This is a genomic window from Streptomyces canus 299MFChir4.1 (assembly GCF_000383615.1).
Lineage (GTDB): Bacteria > Actinomycetota > Actinomycetes > Streptomycetales > Streptomycetaceae > Streptomyces > Streptomyces canus_C.
Genome location: NZ_KB911594.1, coordinates 194,992 through 208,796 on the forward strand (window position 1 = coordinate 194,992; position 13,805 = coordinate 208,796).

At 71.5% G+C, this 13,805-nt stretch carries 12 protein-coding genes, 1 tRNA gene and 1 pseudogene; 4 read left to right on the plus strand and 10 right to left on the minus strand.

All coding sequences use genetic code 11. The annotated features are described in order from the left end of the window. Positions 1–52: 52 nt before the first annotated feature. Positions 53–898, minus strand: a complete 846-nt coding sequence (locus tag H293_RS0126700; RefSeq protein WP_020120904.1) for a DMT family transporter — start codon at positions 896–898, stop codon at positions 53–55. Beyond that, positions 895–1,404 carry a YbaK/EbsC family protein gene (locus H293_RS0126705; protein ID WP_020120905.1) on the minus strand — a complete coding sequence of 170 codons (510 nt, stop codon included), beginning with the start codon at positions 1,402–1,404 and terminating at the stop codon, positions 895–897. Before H293_RS0126705 ends, H293_RS0126700 begins: the two co-directional genes overlap by 4 nt. Before the next feature lie 101 nt (positions 1,405–1,505). On the opposite strand from H293_RS0126705, the pseudogene H293_RS52880 reads away from it, so the two are divergent. Continuing rightward, positions 1,506–2,135: pseudogene (locus H293_RS52880) on the plus strand (GNAT family N-acetyltransferase). 168 nt (positions 2,136–2,303) lie between these two features. On the opposite strand, the gene H293_RS0126715 reads toward H293_RS52880, so the two are convergent. After that, positions 2,304–2,909 carry a TetR/AcrR family transcriptional regulator gene (locus H293_RS0126715; RefSeq protein ID WP_020120908.1) on the minus strand — a complete coding sequence of 202 codons (606 nt, stop codon included), beginning with the start codon at positions 2,907–2,909 and terminating at the stop codon, positions 2,304–2,306. A 195-nt stretch (positions 2,910–3,104) separates the two neighbouring features. Here H293_RS0126715 and H293_RS0126720 point away from each other — a divergent pair, with 195 nt between their 5' ends. After that, the gene (locus tag H293_RS0126720; RefSeq protein WP_020120909.1) at positions 3,105–6,356 is read left to right on the plus strand and encodes a S41 family peptidase; all 3,252 of its coding nucleotides are present in this window, start codon (positions 3,105–3,107) and stop codon (positions 6,354–6,356) included. 105 nt (positions 6,357–6,461) lie between these two features. Here H293_RS0126720 and H293_RS0126725 read toward each other — a convergent pair whose 3' ends face one another. From H293_RS0126725 to H293_RS0126740, 4 genes are all read right to left on the minus strand, one after another. After that, positions 6,462–6,665, minus strand: coding sequence for a hypothetical protein (locus tag H293_RS0126725; RefSeq protein WP_020120910.1), 204 nt, complete (start codon positions 6,663–6,665; stop codon positions 6,462–6,464). Positions 6,666–6,753: 88 nt separating this feature from the next. Then, positions 6,754–7,638, minus strand: a complete 885-nt coding sequence (locus H293_RS0126730; protein WP_020120911.1) for an SDR family oxidoreductase — start codon at positions 7,636–7,638, stop codon at positions 6,754–6,756. After that, positions 7,635–8,552: an alpha/beta fold hydrolase gene (locus tag H293_RS0126735; protein ID WP_020120912.1), complete on the minus strand. Its 918-nt coding sequence runs from the start codon at positions 8,550–8,552 to the stop codon at positions 7,635–7,637. The genes H293_RS0126730 and H293_RS0126735 overlap by 4 nt, the downstream gene beginning before the upstream one ends. Continuing rightward, on the minus strand, positions 8,549–10,066 hold the full coding sequence (locus tag H293_RS0126740) for a flavin-containing monooxygenase (protein WP_020120913.1): 1,518 nt from the start codon (positions 10,064–10,066) through the stop codon (positions 8,549–8,551). Before H293_RS0126740 ends, H293_RS0126735 begins: the two co-directional genes overlap by 4 nt. Before the next feature lie 158 nt (positions 10,067–10,224). On the opposite strand from H293_RS0126740, the gene H293_RS0126745 reads away from it, so the two are divergent. Further along, positions 10,225–10,845, plus strand: coding sequence for a MerR family transcriptional regulator (locus H293_RS0126745; protein ID WP_020120914.1), 621 nt, complete (start codon positions 10,225–10,227; stop codon positions 10,843–10,845). A gap of 21 nt (positions 10,846–10,866) precedes the next feature. On the opposite strand, the gene H293_RS0126750 is transcribed toward H293_RS0126745, so the two are convergent. Further along, on the minus strand, positions 10,867–11,670 hold the full coding sequence (locus H293_RS0126750; protein WP_028808227.1) for an exodeoxyribonuclease III: 804 nt from the start codon (positions 11,668–11,670) through the stop codon (positions 10,867–10,869). 29 nt (positions 11,671–11,699) lie between these two features. Between H293_RS0126750 and H293_RS0126755 the strand changes: the two genes are divergently transcribed. After that, entirely contained in the window at positions 11,700–12,176 is a 477-nt protein-coding gene (locus H293_RS0126755) for a GNAT family N-acetyltransferase (protein WP_020120916.1), read from the plus strand. A 60-nt stretch (positions 12,177–12,236) separates the two neighbouring features. On the opposite strand, the gene H293_RS0126760 is transcribed toward H293_RS0126755, so the two are convergent. Together H293_RS0126760 and sepX are read right to left on the minus strand one after the other, a co-directional pair. Beyond that, a tRNA-Ala gene (locus tag H293_RS0126760) sits at positions 12,237–12,310 on the minus strand. Positions 12,311–12,411: 101 nt separating this feature from the next. Next, positions 12,412–13,674, minus strand: coding sequence for a divisome protein SepX/GlpR (gene sepX / locus H293_RS0126765; RefSeq protein WP_020120917.1), 1,263 nt, complete (start codon positions 13,672–13,674; stop codon positions 12,412–12,414). Between the last annotated feature and the right edge of the window lie 131 nt (positions 13,675–13,805).

Genomic DNA, 13,805 nt, shown 5'->3' on the forward strand with positions numbered 1-13,805 from the left:
ACGTTGAGCCGCACTTGGGCAGACTCTGGGACAAACCCCCCGGGAGGGACGGCTAACCGGCGTGCAGCATCAGCCCGATACCCACCACGAGCAGCCCGGCCGCCGCGATCCTCGGCGCACCGAACCGTTCCTTGAAGAACACGGCGCCGATGGCCGCGCCGACGATGATCGAGGACTCGCGCAGGGCCGCGACCGGAGCGAGCTCCGCCCTGGTCTGGGCCCACAGGACGAGCCCGTACGCGGTGACGGAGAGGACGGCGCCGAGGAGGCCGACCCCGGCGAAGGGCCGCAGGACGGCGACGAACCGGCCGCGCCACCGGTGCAGGGCGTACGCCGGGATCACGATGCCCTGCACCGCCATCAGCCAGGCGATGTACCCGAGCGAGGAGCCGGAGGCGCGCACGCCGAGCCCGTCGACGACGGTGTACGCGGCGATGGTCAGGCCGGTCGCCAACGCCGCGCCGGTCGCCGGCCAGTTGGGCCGTCGGCCGCGCAGCCCCCACAGGGCGACACCGGTGAGTCCCGCGCAGGACAGGGCGATTCCGGCGGCGGCCCACCCGTCCGGCACCTCGTGCGCGAACAGGGCCGCCAGCACGGTCACGACCAGGGGCGCGGTGCCGCGCGCGATCGGATAGGCCTGCCCGAAGTCCCCGAGCCGGAAGGACTTCATCAGCAGCGCGTAGTAGGCGATGTGGATGCAGGCCGAGCCGAGCAGATACGGCCATGCCCGCGCCGCCGGCACCGCGGTGAACGGGGTCATCGCCAGCCCGATGAGCATCCCCCCGCCCGCGATCAGCGTGAACCCGACGAGCTTGTCGGTGATCTGGTGCGCGATGGCGTTCCAGCTGGCGTGCGTGACGGCGGCGAGCAGCACGGCCGCCGTGACGAGAGGCGTCACGCGCTGCGCTCGCGGACGTCCACGACGGTGGCACCGGCGTGGGCCACCAGGTCCTCGGGGGCGATGGGGAAGACGGCGTGCGGATTGCCGGCGGCGGCCCAGACGAGGTCATGGCCGAGCAGCGACCGGTCGGCCAGCACCCGGGTCCTCGTACGGTGCCCGAAGGGCGGCACGCCCCCGATGGCGTACCCGGTCGTCTCCCGTACGACATCGGCCTTGGCCCGGGTGACCTTGGCGGCGCCGAGCTCCCGCCGGACGAGTTCGAGGTCGACGCGGGACGCCCCGTCCATGAGCACCAGCACCGGAACCCCGTCCGCGGCGAAGATCAGCGACTTGCAGATCTGGCTCAGCTCGCAGCCGACGGCCGCTGCGGCCTCTTCGGCGGTACGGGTGGCGTCCGGGAAGCGGCGGACCCGCGCGGTGAGTTCATCGAGCCCGAGCGCGCGCAGGGCCTCGGCGAAACGGGGGTGGGCGGCCTGGGAGCCGTCGGTATCGGTGGTCGTCATGCAGGGCACGCTAGCGGTGGGTGTACGGGGCATGCGACCGGGTTGGCCGTGTTCCAAGGATCCCGGGGCCTCCGCCCCCTCCCGTCGTGCAGGATGCTGCGATGAGCCCGTCTCCCGCCGTACGCCCTTACCGCCCCGAGGACCGCGACGCCGTCGAGGACATCTGTGTCCGCACCGCCCACGCGGGCCGGGACAGCCGGCCGCACTACAAGGGCCCCGGTGTCTTCCCGGCCGCCTTCGCGGCGCCGTACGTGCACCTCGAACCGGAGCTGGCCTTCGTGCTGGACGACGGGGTGGGGCAGGCCGTGGGGTAGGTGCTGGGCACCGCCGACACGCCCCGGTTCGTGGCGGACTACCGCGCGAAGTGGCTGCCCCTGGTGGCCGACCGCTACCCGGAGCCCAGCCAGGCGCCGCGCAGCCCCGACGAGGAGATCGTCGCGCTGCTGCACCGCCCCGAGCGGATGCTCGTACCCGAAGTCGCCGACTACCCCGCCCACTTGCACATCGACCTGCTCCCCGACCGGCAGGGGCGCGGGTACGGGCGGGCGCTCATGGAGACCTTCCTGCGCGCCCTGCACGAGCGGGGTGTGGGCGCCGTGCACCTGTCCATGGTGAGCGCCAACAGGCCCGCGCGTGCCTTCTACGACCGTCTCGGCTTCCACGAGATCGCCGTACCCGATCCCGGGCCGGTCACCTATCTCGGCCGGTCCACGGCAGAAGCAGGCCGGTGAGGGCATCCCCCTCACCGGCCTGCTCCTCTCGCGCAGGGTGCGTCAGACGCGGACCAGCTCCCGGTCCTCGTCCGACTCCGCGTCGAAACGAAGCTCCTGCGGAGCAGGGCAGGGAGGGTCGGTTACGTCAAGTGGAGGGCTTGCTGGGGAGTGCTTGCTGGGGAGGGGTCAGGCGGTGGGAACGCCGAGCGCGGGGAGGACCACGGCGTCGATGTACGAAAGGAGGAACGCCTGGGTCGGCGGCAGCTCGTCGAGCATGGTCCGGGCGGCGAACCCGCCGATCATCATGTGCATCATGAACTCGATCGCCGGGTTGTCCTCGCGGACCTCGCCCCGGTCGATCGCCCGCTGCACCAGGCGGCGGAACTCCGCCGTCTCCGGCTCGATGAGATGTTCCCGGAACGCCCTCAGGAGGTCCGGGTTGCCGTGGATGGCCATGGCAAGACCCCGCATGAGCGCGGAGTTCTGCTCCATCGTGCAGTCGTCCGAGCGCATGGTGAGGGCGTGCAGGTCGCCCCTGAGGGACCCGGTGTCGATCTCGTCGAGACCCATACCGCCCGGCTTGGTGTGCCGCACCGCCCTCGCGACCAGCTCGGCCTTGCCGCCCCACTGGCGGTACAGCGTGGCCTTGCTGGAACGGGTGCGCGCGGCGACGGCGTCCATGGTGACGGCGTCGTAGCCGACCTCCCTGAGCAGTTCGAGCACGGCCTCGTACAGCTCGGCCTCACGCTCGGGGGTGATGCGGCTGCGACGCGCGGTCGAAACCTCGGTCATGTCACTCACCCTTTCCGCTCCGGAACTTGGAACGACACTGTTTCGTACGACACGAATGTAGCGCATTCTCCGTCGAAACGAAACGGTTTCGTTCGTGTGTGAGTCACCGGGTCGGCCACCCCGGCCCGTCACAGGTCACCGTCGGCTGATTTCTCATAAGTTGCTCCGGTCCATCCCCCGGAAAAGCATGGGGAGGTGAGCTATCTGCGCCTTCCGCATCTGAGCGGCGACCTGTTGTGCTTCGTCGCCGAGGACGACCTCTGGCTGGCCCCTCTCGACGGCCCCGGCCGCGCCTGGCGCCTGACCGTCGACCGCACCAAGGTCGGCCATCCGCGCTTCTCGCCCGACGGCCGCCACATCGCGTACACGAGCTGGCGCAGTCTCGTGCCCGAGATCCACCTGGTCGACGTGGACGGCGGACCGGGCCGCCGGCTCACGTACTGGGGCTCCGCGGACACCCAGGTCTGCGGCTGGTCCGCGCAGGGCACCATCCTCGCCGTCGCCTCCCACGGCGAGCCCTTCTCGTACTTCACCTGGGCCTACAAGATCCCCACCGACGGCTCCCCCGGCCGCAAGCTCCCCTGGGGCCCGGTCTCCGACATCCAGGTCGCCGACCGCAAGACCCTCCTGCTGACCGGCACCCCGCCGCACGAACCGGCCGCCTGGAAGCGCTACCGGGGCGGCGCCACGGGCCGGCTCTGGCTGCACGGCGAACGCCTGCTCCCCGACCTCGGCGGCCACCTCCACTCCCCCATGTTCGTCGGCGACCGGATCGCCTTCCTCTCCGACCACGAGGGCGTCGGCAACCTCTACTCCTGCGCCCACGACGGATCCGACCTGCGCCGCCACACCGACCACGACGCCTTCTACGCCCGGCACGCCTCCAGCGACGGCACCCGGGTGGTGTACCAGTGCGGGGGCGACCTGTGGATCGTCGACGACCTCTCGGCCGAGGCCCGCAAGCTCGACGTACGGCTGAGCGGTCCGCGCGCGGGACGCCGTCCGTACCAGGTGCCCGCCGCCCAGCACGTGGACGGCATCTCGGTCGACGAGACGGGCCGCGCGAGCGCCGTCGTCGTCCGCGGCAGCCTGTACTGGCTGACCCACCGGGACGGCCCCGCGCGCACGATCACGGACACCCCGGGGGTACGGGTCCGGCTCCCGGAGATGCTCGGTTCCGTCGGCCAGGTCGCGTATGTGACGGACGCGGAGGGCGAGGACGCGGTCGAGATCGCGTACCTGCCGCGGGCGACCGGTGACCGCGCGCCGCGACGGCTGGCCTCGGGCGAGCTGGGCCGGGTCCTGGAACTGGTCTCCGACCCGAGCGGCGAGCGCCTGGCCATCGCCTCGCACGACGGACGCCTCCTCCTCCTCGACGCCGGCGAGGACTCTGGGGGCACCTCCCGGACGGAGTCTGGGGGAGGCGAGGTCACCGAACTCATCCGCTCGGTCAACGGCCCGGTCCGCGACCTCGCCTTCGCCCCGGACGGCTCCTGGCTGACCTGGTCGCATCCGGGCATCGGCCGCTCCCTGCGCCAGATCAAGATGGCCCGTATCTCCCCGAAGGGAGGAGGGGACCGGTTGATCGTCGACGTCACCAACGGCCGCTTCGAGGACGAGAACCCGGTCTTCACGCGGGACGGCCGCTACCTGGCCTTCCTCTCCTGGCGGGGCTTCGACCCGGTGTACGACGTCCACACCGGCGACCTGTCCTTCCCGCTCGGCTGCCGGCCCTACCTGGTCCCCCTGTCCTCGGCGACCCCTTCCCCCTTCGCGCTGAACCCGGAGGGCCGCCCGGCCGCCGGAGGACTGGACCCGGTCGAGGACGAGAGCGGCGACGGCGGGGCCGTGACGGTCGAACTCGAAGGCCTGGAGAGCCGGGTCACCCCCTTCCCGGTCCCCGCCTCCAAGTACTCGGCGCTGCACCCGGTCGCCGGCGGCGGCCTGGTCTGGCTGCGCTGGCCGATCTCGGGCGCCCTCGGCGAGACCTTCGTCAACCCGGACGACACCTCCGAGCGCCCCACCCTCGAACACTTCGCCATCGGCAAGGCGAAGAAGACCGAACTCGTCGAGCACCTCGACTGGTTCGCGGTCAGCGGCGACGGCTCCCGGCTGGTCCTCGTCGACGAGGGCGACCTGCGCGCGACCCCCGCCACCGAGTCCGGTGACAGCGACTCGACCGTCTGGATCGACCTGCGCCGCATCCTCCACGAGGTCGCCCCTGCCGCCGAGTGGCGCCAGGCCTACGAGGAGGCGGGCCGGCTGATCCGGGCGTACTTCTGGGACCCGGGGATGTGCGGCATCGACTGGGACGCGGTCCTCGACCAGTACCGCCCGCTGCTCGAACGGGTCGCCTCCCCCGACGAGTTCGCCGACCTCCTGCGCGAGGTCCTCGGCGAACTGGGCACCTCCCACGCCTACGTCACCGCCGCCCGCCGCAACGAGGGGCCCCCGCACTACCAGCGCCGCCAGGGCCTGCTGGGCGCCAACTTCGAGCTCAGGGACGGCGGCTGGACGGTCCGGCGGATCCTGCCCGGCGACTCCTCGGACTCCAAGGCCCGCTCCCCGCTGGCCGGCACCGGCATCCGCGAGGGCGCGGTCCTCACCCACGTGGACGGCCGCCCGGTCGACGAGCTCGCGGGCCCCTATCCCCTGCTGGCGGCGGCGGGCGGTACCACCGTGGAGCTGACCTTCACCCCGGCGGAGGGCGAGGGCCGCTCCCGCCGGGTGGCGGTGGTCCCCCTTGTCGACGAGCGACCGCTCCGCTACCAGGACTGGGTGGCCAAACGCCGTGCCGTCGTACGGGAGTTGAGCGGTGGCCGCTGCGGCTATCTGCACATCCCCGACATGGGCGGCTCGGGCTGGGCCCAGTTCAACCGGGACCTGCGCATGGAGGTCTCCCGCCCCGCGCTCCTCGTCGACGTGCGCGGCAACGCGGGCGGCCACATCAGCGAGCTGGTCGTGGAGAAACTCACCCGCAAAATCCTCGGCTGGGACCTGACGAGAAACGCCCAGCCGGTGTCGTACGCCTCGAACGCCCCGCGCGGGCCGGTGGTGGCCCTGGCCGACGAGGCGACCTCCTCGGACGGCGACATGATCACGGCGGCGTTCAAACTGCTGAAGCTCGGCCCGGTGGTGGGCCAGCGCACCTGGGGCGGAGTGGTCGGCATGACCGGCCGCCACCAGCTCGGGGACGGCACGGTGATCACGGTTCCGATGAACGCGGCCTGGTTCGACGCGTACGGCTGGTCGATCGAGAACCAGGGCGTCACCCCGGACCTGGAGATCCTGCGCACCCCCCTGGACTGGGCGGAGGGCCGCCACGCCCAACTGGACGACGCGGTACAGCTCGCGCTGGACCTGCTGGAGACGAACCCTCCGGCGTCGCCGCCGGACTACCGGGACGTGCCGGACCGGTCGAGGCCGAAGTTGCCGCCAAGATCTTGAGAAGGGGCGCGGGGAACCGTGCGAGAAGCCACACCGGCCCGCACCCGACAACGCACAGGGTGCCCTCCCCAGAAACGAGAGGGCACCCTGCACTTCGAGCAGTGACTACATGTCGTAGTCGGGGTCGAGCCGCTCCTGCTCCTCGCGCTGGAGCCGCTCGGCCTCCTCGTCACGCATACGGTCGCGGTCCGGGCCCTGGCCCTGACCCTGACGACCGCGCTGGGCCTGCTCCCGGCCCTCCTGGGCCTTCTGCTTGGCCTGCTGCTGCCACTGCTCGGACTTGTCCTGGAACTGGTCCTTCATACCCATGTGGGTTCACTCCCGTGGGGGTGAGGGGAAGAGCCCCGGTCTGGGGCCTCGACCAGATTCACACGCCCGGACAAAGAACGCATTTCGATCAACTACGGTGCGTAGCGCGCGCTTCCTCATCTGCCGCCCCACCTGCACCGACGAGTCCCACCCGCATGCCCTCCAACCGCTGTCCGAACCGCCGCATCTCCCGCTGCCCGACGGTCCCGATGAGCCCTGGCAGGTACCCGCGCATCCCCTGCATCCCGCGCAGCCACCCCTGCCCGTACACATGGCTCGACCGCCGCTCGATCCCGGCCACGATCCGCTCGACGGCCGGCCCCAGCGGATAGGTCTTGTTCGCCGGCCACGGCAGCCGCTGCCTGAGCTCGCGCATGACCTCGTCCTGGTCGGCGCCCCGCACCATGTCCGTGTCGGTCCACGACAGATACCCGACCCCGACCCGCACGCCCCGGTGCCCGACCTCGGCCCGCAGACTGTGCGCGAACGCCTCCACACCGGACTTGGACGCGCAGTACGCGGTCATCATCGGCGCCGGGGTGATCGCGGCGAGGGAGGCGATCTGGAGCAGGTACCCGCGGCTCTCCATCAGCACCGGCAGGAACGCCCGTGCGGTGACGGCCGATCCGATGAGGTTGACCTCGATCACCCGCCGCCACGCCTCCGGATCGGAGTCTACGAAGGGCCCGCCGGTCGCGACCCCGGCGTTGGCGACCACGATGTCGACCTTCCCGAACCGCGCCTTGACCTCCTGCGCGACCCGGGCCATCGCCGCGTGGTCGGTGACGTCGGCGTACCAGTGGTCGCTGTCGCCGTGCAGCCGCCCGGAGAGCTCCTTGAGCGCGTCCGGCTCCAGGCCGACCAGCGCGACCTTCGCCCCGCGCGCCGACAGCTTGCGGGCGAGCAGCTCGCCCACGCCCCGCGCGGCCCCCGTGACGACCGCGACCTGTCCTTCGAGTCCGACCCTGCTCATGCGCCCTCCTTGACCTGGACGTACGTGGTTACGAGTTCCCGGATCCGCGCGCTGACCAGCTCGGGCGCCTCGACCGGTGTCATGTGGCCGAGGCCGGGCAGCTCGGTCACCCCGAGGCAGTTGGGCAGCGCGGCGGCCAACTGGTGTGCGTGCACGGGCGGGGTGAGCCGGTCGGCCGTACCGACGACGACGGCCGTCGGCACGGTGAGCCGCCGTACACCGTGATCCAGATCGAGCAGATCGAGGACCTGCGACCAGGCGTACCGCACCTTGCGCGGACAGGCGTGCACGATCCGCGCGCACACCTCCACCATGTGCGGGGCCGAACCGGGGCCCATCGTCCCGTACTTGAGGATGCGCAGGGCCAGCGGCGTGACCGGCCCGAGCGGCGCCCGCGCCCCGAGCACATGCCGGGTCAGCCAGGTGCGCAGCCGTCCGGCCCGGATCGGTACCACGGTCGACTCGGCGACCAGCCGCGACGAACCGGTGCTGCACAGCAGGACGGCGGCCGCGTGCGCGCGGAACGCGGGGCGCTCTGCGGCGGCCATGACGGTCATCCCACCCATGGAGTGACCGGCGATCACCGCCTTCTCACCCGGCCCGAGGGTCGCCTCCAGCACGGCTACGAGGTCGTCGGCGAGGCCGTCCGCACTGCACGCGGGACTTGCCGGACTGCGTCCGTGGCCGCGCTGGTCGTACGCGACGACCCGGTGGTCCACGGCGAGTTCACGGATCTGGGCGGCCCAGAAGGCGGTCGAACAGGTCCAGCCGTGGGCGAGGACGACAGGAGGCGCGCCCTCGGGCCCGTGCACCTCCACGTGCAGGCGGGCGCCGTCGGCGGAGAGCACGGTGAGTTCACGCGCCGGGACGGGCGGCGCGTACGGCCCGGAGACGACCGGGGTCGGTCGGCTCATACGGCGGCCTCCGTGCTCTCGTCCGTGACCGCGTTCGCCGGCGCGGAGGGCCGCAGTACCTCGTACTCGGCGAGGTCCACCCGCCGGGTCGCCCGCCGGAACTCGGTCGTCGTACCGGGCCAGATCGTGCTGTTGCGGCCGTTCGCGTCCAGGTACCAGCTGGTGCAGCCGCCGGTGTTCCACACTGTGCGCTTCATGCGCTCCTGCACCCGGTGGTTCCAGGCCGCCACGGCGGCGGGACGCGCGTCGAGGGCCGCACGTCCCCCGAGGACGTCGAGTTGCCGTACGAAGTCGGCGAGGTAGTTCAGCTGGGACTCGATCATGAGGATCATCGAGGAGTTCCCGAGGCCGGTGTTGGGCCCGATGACGGACATCCAGTTGGGGAAACCGGCCGCTGAGGCACCCCGCAGCGCCTCCATCCCGCCCTTCCACGCCTCGGCGAGCGTCCGCCCGTCCGCGCCGACGACCCGGTCGGCGATCGGCATGTCGGTGACGTGGAAACCCGTACCGAAGACGATCGCGTCGACCTGCGCCTCGGTACCGTCGGCGGCGACGAGTGTCGACCCCTCGACGCGGCTGAGCCCGCTCGCGACCACGTCCACGTTGGGCTGGGCGAGCGCCGGGTAGTACGTGCTGCTCAGCAGGATCCGCTTGCAGCCGATGCGGTAGTCGGGGGTGAGCTTGGCGCGCAGCGCCGGGTCCTTGATGGCGCGGGCCATGTTCCGCTTGGCCAACTGCTCCACGGCGCCGAGCTCGCCCGGGCGCTTGGTGAACGCCTGGACCTGCAACTCCCTGATGCCCCAGAGCAGTCCGCGCCTCACCTGGGCGGTGAAGGGCAGCAGGCGGTGCAGCCGGCGCTCGGCACCGCTGATCGCCCGGTCCATGCGGGGCATCACCCAGGGCGGGGTGCGCTGGAACAGGGTGACGTTGCGGGCGAGCGGCTGGATGGCCGGCACGATCTGGATGGCCGAGGCGCCCGTGCCCACCATGGCGACCCGCTTGCCGCGCAGGTCGTAGTCGTGGTCCCAGCGGGCGGAGTGGAAGACCTTGCCCGGGAAGGAGTCCAGCCCCGGGATGTCGGGGACCTTGGGATCGGACAGCGGCCCGGTGGCGGAGACGACGAGGTCGGCCGACAGCCGGCCGCTGGCGGTCTCGATGTCCCACCGCAGCTTCTCGCCGTCCCAGGTCATCCGCTTCACCTCGGAGTTGAGGCGGATGTGCGGGCGCAGCCGGAAGACGTCCGTCACGTGCTCCAGGTAGGCGCGGATGTGCTGCTGCCCGGAGAAGGTGCGCGGCCAGTCGGGATGGGGCGCGAAGGAGAACGAGTACAGATGGGACGGCACATCGCAGGCACATCCCGGATAGCTGTTGTCCCGCCAGGTACCGCCCACACTGTCGGCCCGCTCCAGCACGACGAAGTCGGTGACACCCTCCCGCCGCAGCCGTACGGCGGCCCCCAGCCCCCCGAACCCGGTTCCGACCACCGCCACCCGCACATGCTCGTGTTCGGCCATGCCGATGCCTTCCCTGCCCGACTCTGCCAGTGAACACTGGCGCAATGGGAGGTTAGAGCAGCTTCGTACCGATGGGTAGGGGTGGGGGGCAACAAGTTACCGGCAGTACGACATAGGGTGCGGGCGTGGCAGAAGACGGAGGACGACGCGAATACCGCATGGAGGAACTGGCCCGCCTGGCCGGCATCACCGTGCGCACCCTGCGCTTCTACCGCGAACGCAAGCTCATCCCGCCCCCGCGCCGCGAGGGCCGTATCGCCTGGTACGACGACCACCACCTGGCCCGTCTGCGCACGATCGCGACACTCCTGGAGCGCGGCCACACCCTCACCGGCATCGCGGAACTGGCGGAAGCCCTCGACCACGGCCGCGACGTCGCCGACGTCCTGGGTGTGACGCCTCCCACGGAGGAGGAGCCGGTCCGTCTCACCCCCGAGGAACTCGCCGCCCGCTTCGAAGGCGAGGTCACCCCCGAGAACCTCGCCGCCGCGATGGACCTCGGCTACCTCGGCACCGACGGCGACGAGATCGTCCACATCAGCCGCCGCCTCCTGGACGTCTCCTCCGAACTGGTCCGCGAGGGCATCCCGCTCGGAGAGGTCCTGGCGGCGGGCAAACGCGTCCGCGAGCACGTGGACGACCTGGCGGAGATGTTCGCCGAACTGGTCCTGCGCCACGCGACCGAGGACGACCTCCAGCGCCTGCGCCCGCTGGCCCGGAGCGTGGTGGAGGCGGAACTGTCACTGGCGCTGGACCGGCGGTTGCGGAAGCGGGACTAGAGGTCTGGTACCAGTCCGGGACTAAAGGTCGTAGACAACCGTCACGGGCGCGTGGTCCGACCAGCGCTCGGCGTGCGTGGCCGCGCGCTCCACGAACCCCTTGACCGCCTTGGCGGCGAGGCCCGGCGTGGAGAAGTGGTAGTCGATGCGCCAGCCTGTGTTGCGGTCGAAGGCCTGCCCCCGGTAGGACCACCACGAGTACGGCCCCTCCACATCCGGATGCAGCGACCGTACGACGTCGACGTACCCCCCGTCCTCGGCGTCGAGGACCCGGCTCAGCCAGGCACGCTCCTCCGGCAGGAAGCCTGAACTCTTCTGGTTGGCACGCCAGTTCTTGAGGTCGGCCTGCTGGTGGGCGATGTTCCAGTCGCCGCAGACAACGACTTCGCGACCGTCGGCGGCGGCGCGCTCGCGCAGTCCCTTCAGGTAGACGAGGAACTCGTCCATGAAGCGGACCTTCTCGTCCTGCCGCGCGGTACCGACCTCTCCGGAGGGCAGGTAGAGGGAGGCGACCGTCACACCCGGCAGGTCGGCCTCGACATAGCGCCCGCTGGTGTCGAACTCGGCCGACCCGAAGCCGATCCGGACGCGGTCCGGCTCACGGCGGGTGTAGAGGGAGACACCGGCCCGGCCCTTCGCGGCGGCTGGCGCGTGCACAACGTGCCAGCCCTCGGGAGCACGGACGCTCTCCGGCAGCTGCTGCGGCTCGGCGCGCACCTCCTGCAGGCAGAGCACGTCGGCGGAGGTGTCCGCGAGCCACTCCACGAAGCCCTTCTTCGCGGCGGCGCGCAGTCCGTTCACATTGGCGGAGGTCACAGTGAGCACCCCGGCACGATACCGGCACACTGGAGGGCATGATGATCCGCCGTGTCCCCTTCGACCACCCCGACGCCGTGAAGCTGAACGACCAGGTCCAGGCCGAGTACCAGGTCCGCTACGGCGACGGCGGCGACGCCACCGAGCTGGCCCCCTCGGACTTCGAGCACCCGCACGGCGTGTATCTGATCGCGTACGACGAAAGGGACAGCCCCGTCGCCACGGGCGGCTGGCGCGCCCAGGACACCAACGGCGAGGGCAACCTGGACGGCGACGCCGAGCTCAAGCGCATGTACGTGATCGAGCAGATGCGCGGCCGGGGTCTCGCCCGCCGCATGCTCACCGCCCTGGAGGACCACGCCCGCGCGGCCGGCCGCCGCCGCATGGTCCTGGAGACCGGCACCAAGCAGCCGGAGGCCATCGCCCTGTACACGTCCAGCGGCTACGAACCCTGCGTGAAGTTCGGCTACTACCGCCACTACGAGGACAGCCGCTGCTACGCGAAGGCGCTGTGAGAGGGCCGTACACATGACAGAAGACCCGCTCCTGAATCAGGAGCGGGTCTTCATGATGCGTGGACCTGAGGGGATTTGAACCCCTGGCCCCCTCGATGCGAACGAGGTGCGCTACCGGACTGCGCCACAGGCCCTTGCAACGAGTGAAACTCTAGCATCCCCGTCCGGGTGCTTGGAAATCCGTTCCGGGCTGGTCAGGGACGGGCTCTCACGAGGGTGGATCCCGTCCCGTGCGTCACTCGTTGGCCGCGCGCGGCCGGTCGCCTTCCTCGTACTGGTCGAAGAGCGGGGTGCGGCCGCGTTCGCGTGCCCGGCGGGCGGAGGCGGCGCGGCGGGCGTCGGTGCGTCCGTCCGCCGTGGGCTTGTCCTCCGCGTCGGCGGCCGGGTCCTCCGATCCCCCGTCCTCCGCGACAGGCACCGTCTCCTGGCCGGACTGCTCGGGGGCCACGGCGCTGGACCGGGCCGAACTCCACGCGTCCGGCGCGCCGAGGTCCACGTCCGAGGTGGCCCGCGGGGCGACCGGCGCGGTCACGTACGTCGGCAGCGGCACCGGGACCGGGTCCCAGCTGTCCCCGTGTCCCGGTCGGCGCTGCCGTTCGCGCTGCTGGTCGACCCACTCGGCGTGGTCGGTCTGCTCGACGAGGGCGCGTCGGTCGGCGGCGAGCGCGGAGAGCCCGGGATCGGTCTCCGCCCCTCGTCCCTCGTCCGGTTCGTCGGCGTCCACGCCGGTGCTCACGGACGCGCGCCGGCGCGGCTGGCGGGCCCGCTCGCGCAGGTGCTGAGCGGCGGCCTCGGCCCGGCGCCGGTCCATCTGGTAGGCGAAGCGGCGGCGTTCCTGGGAGCGCAGGTACGCGATGTACGCGCTGAGCATCACCGCGGGGACGCCCGGTGCCCACAGGAAGGCGAGTCCTCCGACGGCGGCGACGATCGCTCCGAGCGTGAAGGCGAGGAAGAGCATCACCGTGGTACGCCGTCGGCGCGCGAGTACCTTCGTGCGCCGGGCGCGCGCCGCGGCCGCTTCCGCGGCGGCCGTGCGCCGGGCGGCGGACGCGGGTGTCTGCTTCCGCGTCGGGGCGCCGCCGTGTTCGGGCGCCGACGCGTTCGCTTTCTCGCGCGCCGGGTCGCCGTGCCCTGCTTCCCGCTCGACTTCCCGCGCGTGCTCGCGCGTCACCTCCCGGCGTTCCGAAGCCGGAGGCTGGACCGTCGCCTGGGTCTGCGGACGGGTCGGAGGCATGGCGAAGGCCCGGACGTCCACCGACTCGGTGACGACATCCGGTTCGTCGGCGCCGTGCTCCCCCTCGTCGGTGGAGCGCGCGCGCAGGTCCTTGGCGTACCGACGCTCCATGCCCGCCCTTCCGGAGAGCAACCGGATGGCGGTGCTGAAGCGTTCCGTCGGACGGGCCTCGTTCAGCTCGTCCTGCCTACGGAGCCACATCGGCACCAAGTAGGCGGCCCAGGCCCCGACAATGACTGCGTAGATGAGGCCGCTGCTGCTCACGCCTCACACGGTAGAGGGGTTTGCGTGAGGCCATCTGCCAATTGCGCCGGTGTGTCGCACGATCTGGCTGATATTTCGAGCTTTTTTTGTGACCGATCCGATCAGCAGGCCGCCTCAGTCGCGAATTCAAT

Coding starts and splice junctions, on each gene's coding strand:
- H293_RS0126705 (WP_020120905.1), bottom strand. CDS start 1,404: ATGACGACCACCGATACCGACGGCTCCCAGGCCGCCCACCCCCGTTTC.
- H293_RS0126715 (WP_020120908.1), bottom strand. CDS start 2,909: ATGACCGAGGTTTCGACCGCGCGTCGCAGCCGCATCACCCCCGAGCGT.
- H293_RS0126725 (WP_020120910.1), bottom strand. CDS start 6,665: ATGGGTATGAAGGACCAGTTCCAGGACAAGTCCGAGCAGTGGCAGCAG.
- H293_RS0126730 (WP_020120911.1), bottom strand. CDS start 7,638: ATGAGCAGGGTCGGACTCGAAGGACAGGTCGCGGTCGTCACGGGGGCC.
- H293_RS0126735 (WP_020120912.1), bottom strand. CDS start 8,552: ATGAGCCGACCGACCCCGGTCGTCTCCGGGCCGTACGCGCCGCCCGTC.
- H293_RS0126740 (WP_020120913.1), bottom strand. CDS start 10,066: ATGGCCGAACACGAGCATGTGCGGGTGGCGGTGGTCGGAACCGGGTTC.
- H293_RS0126745 (WP_020120914.1), top strand. CDS start 10,225: ATGGAGGAACTGGCCCGCCTGGCCGGCATCACCGTGCGCACCCTGCGC.
- H293_RS0126755 (WP_020120916.1), top strand. CDS start 11,700: ATGATGATCCGCCGTGTCCCCTTCGACCACCCCGACGCCGTGAAGCTG.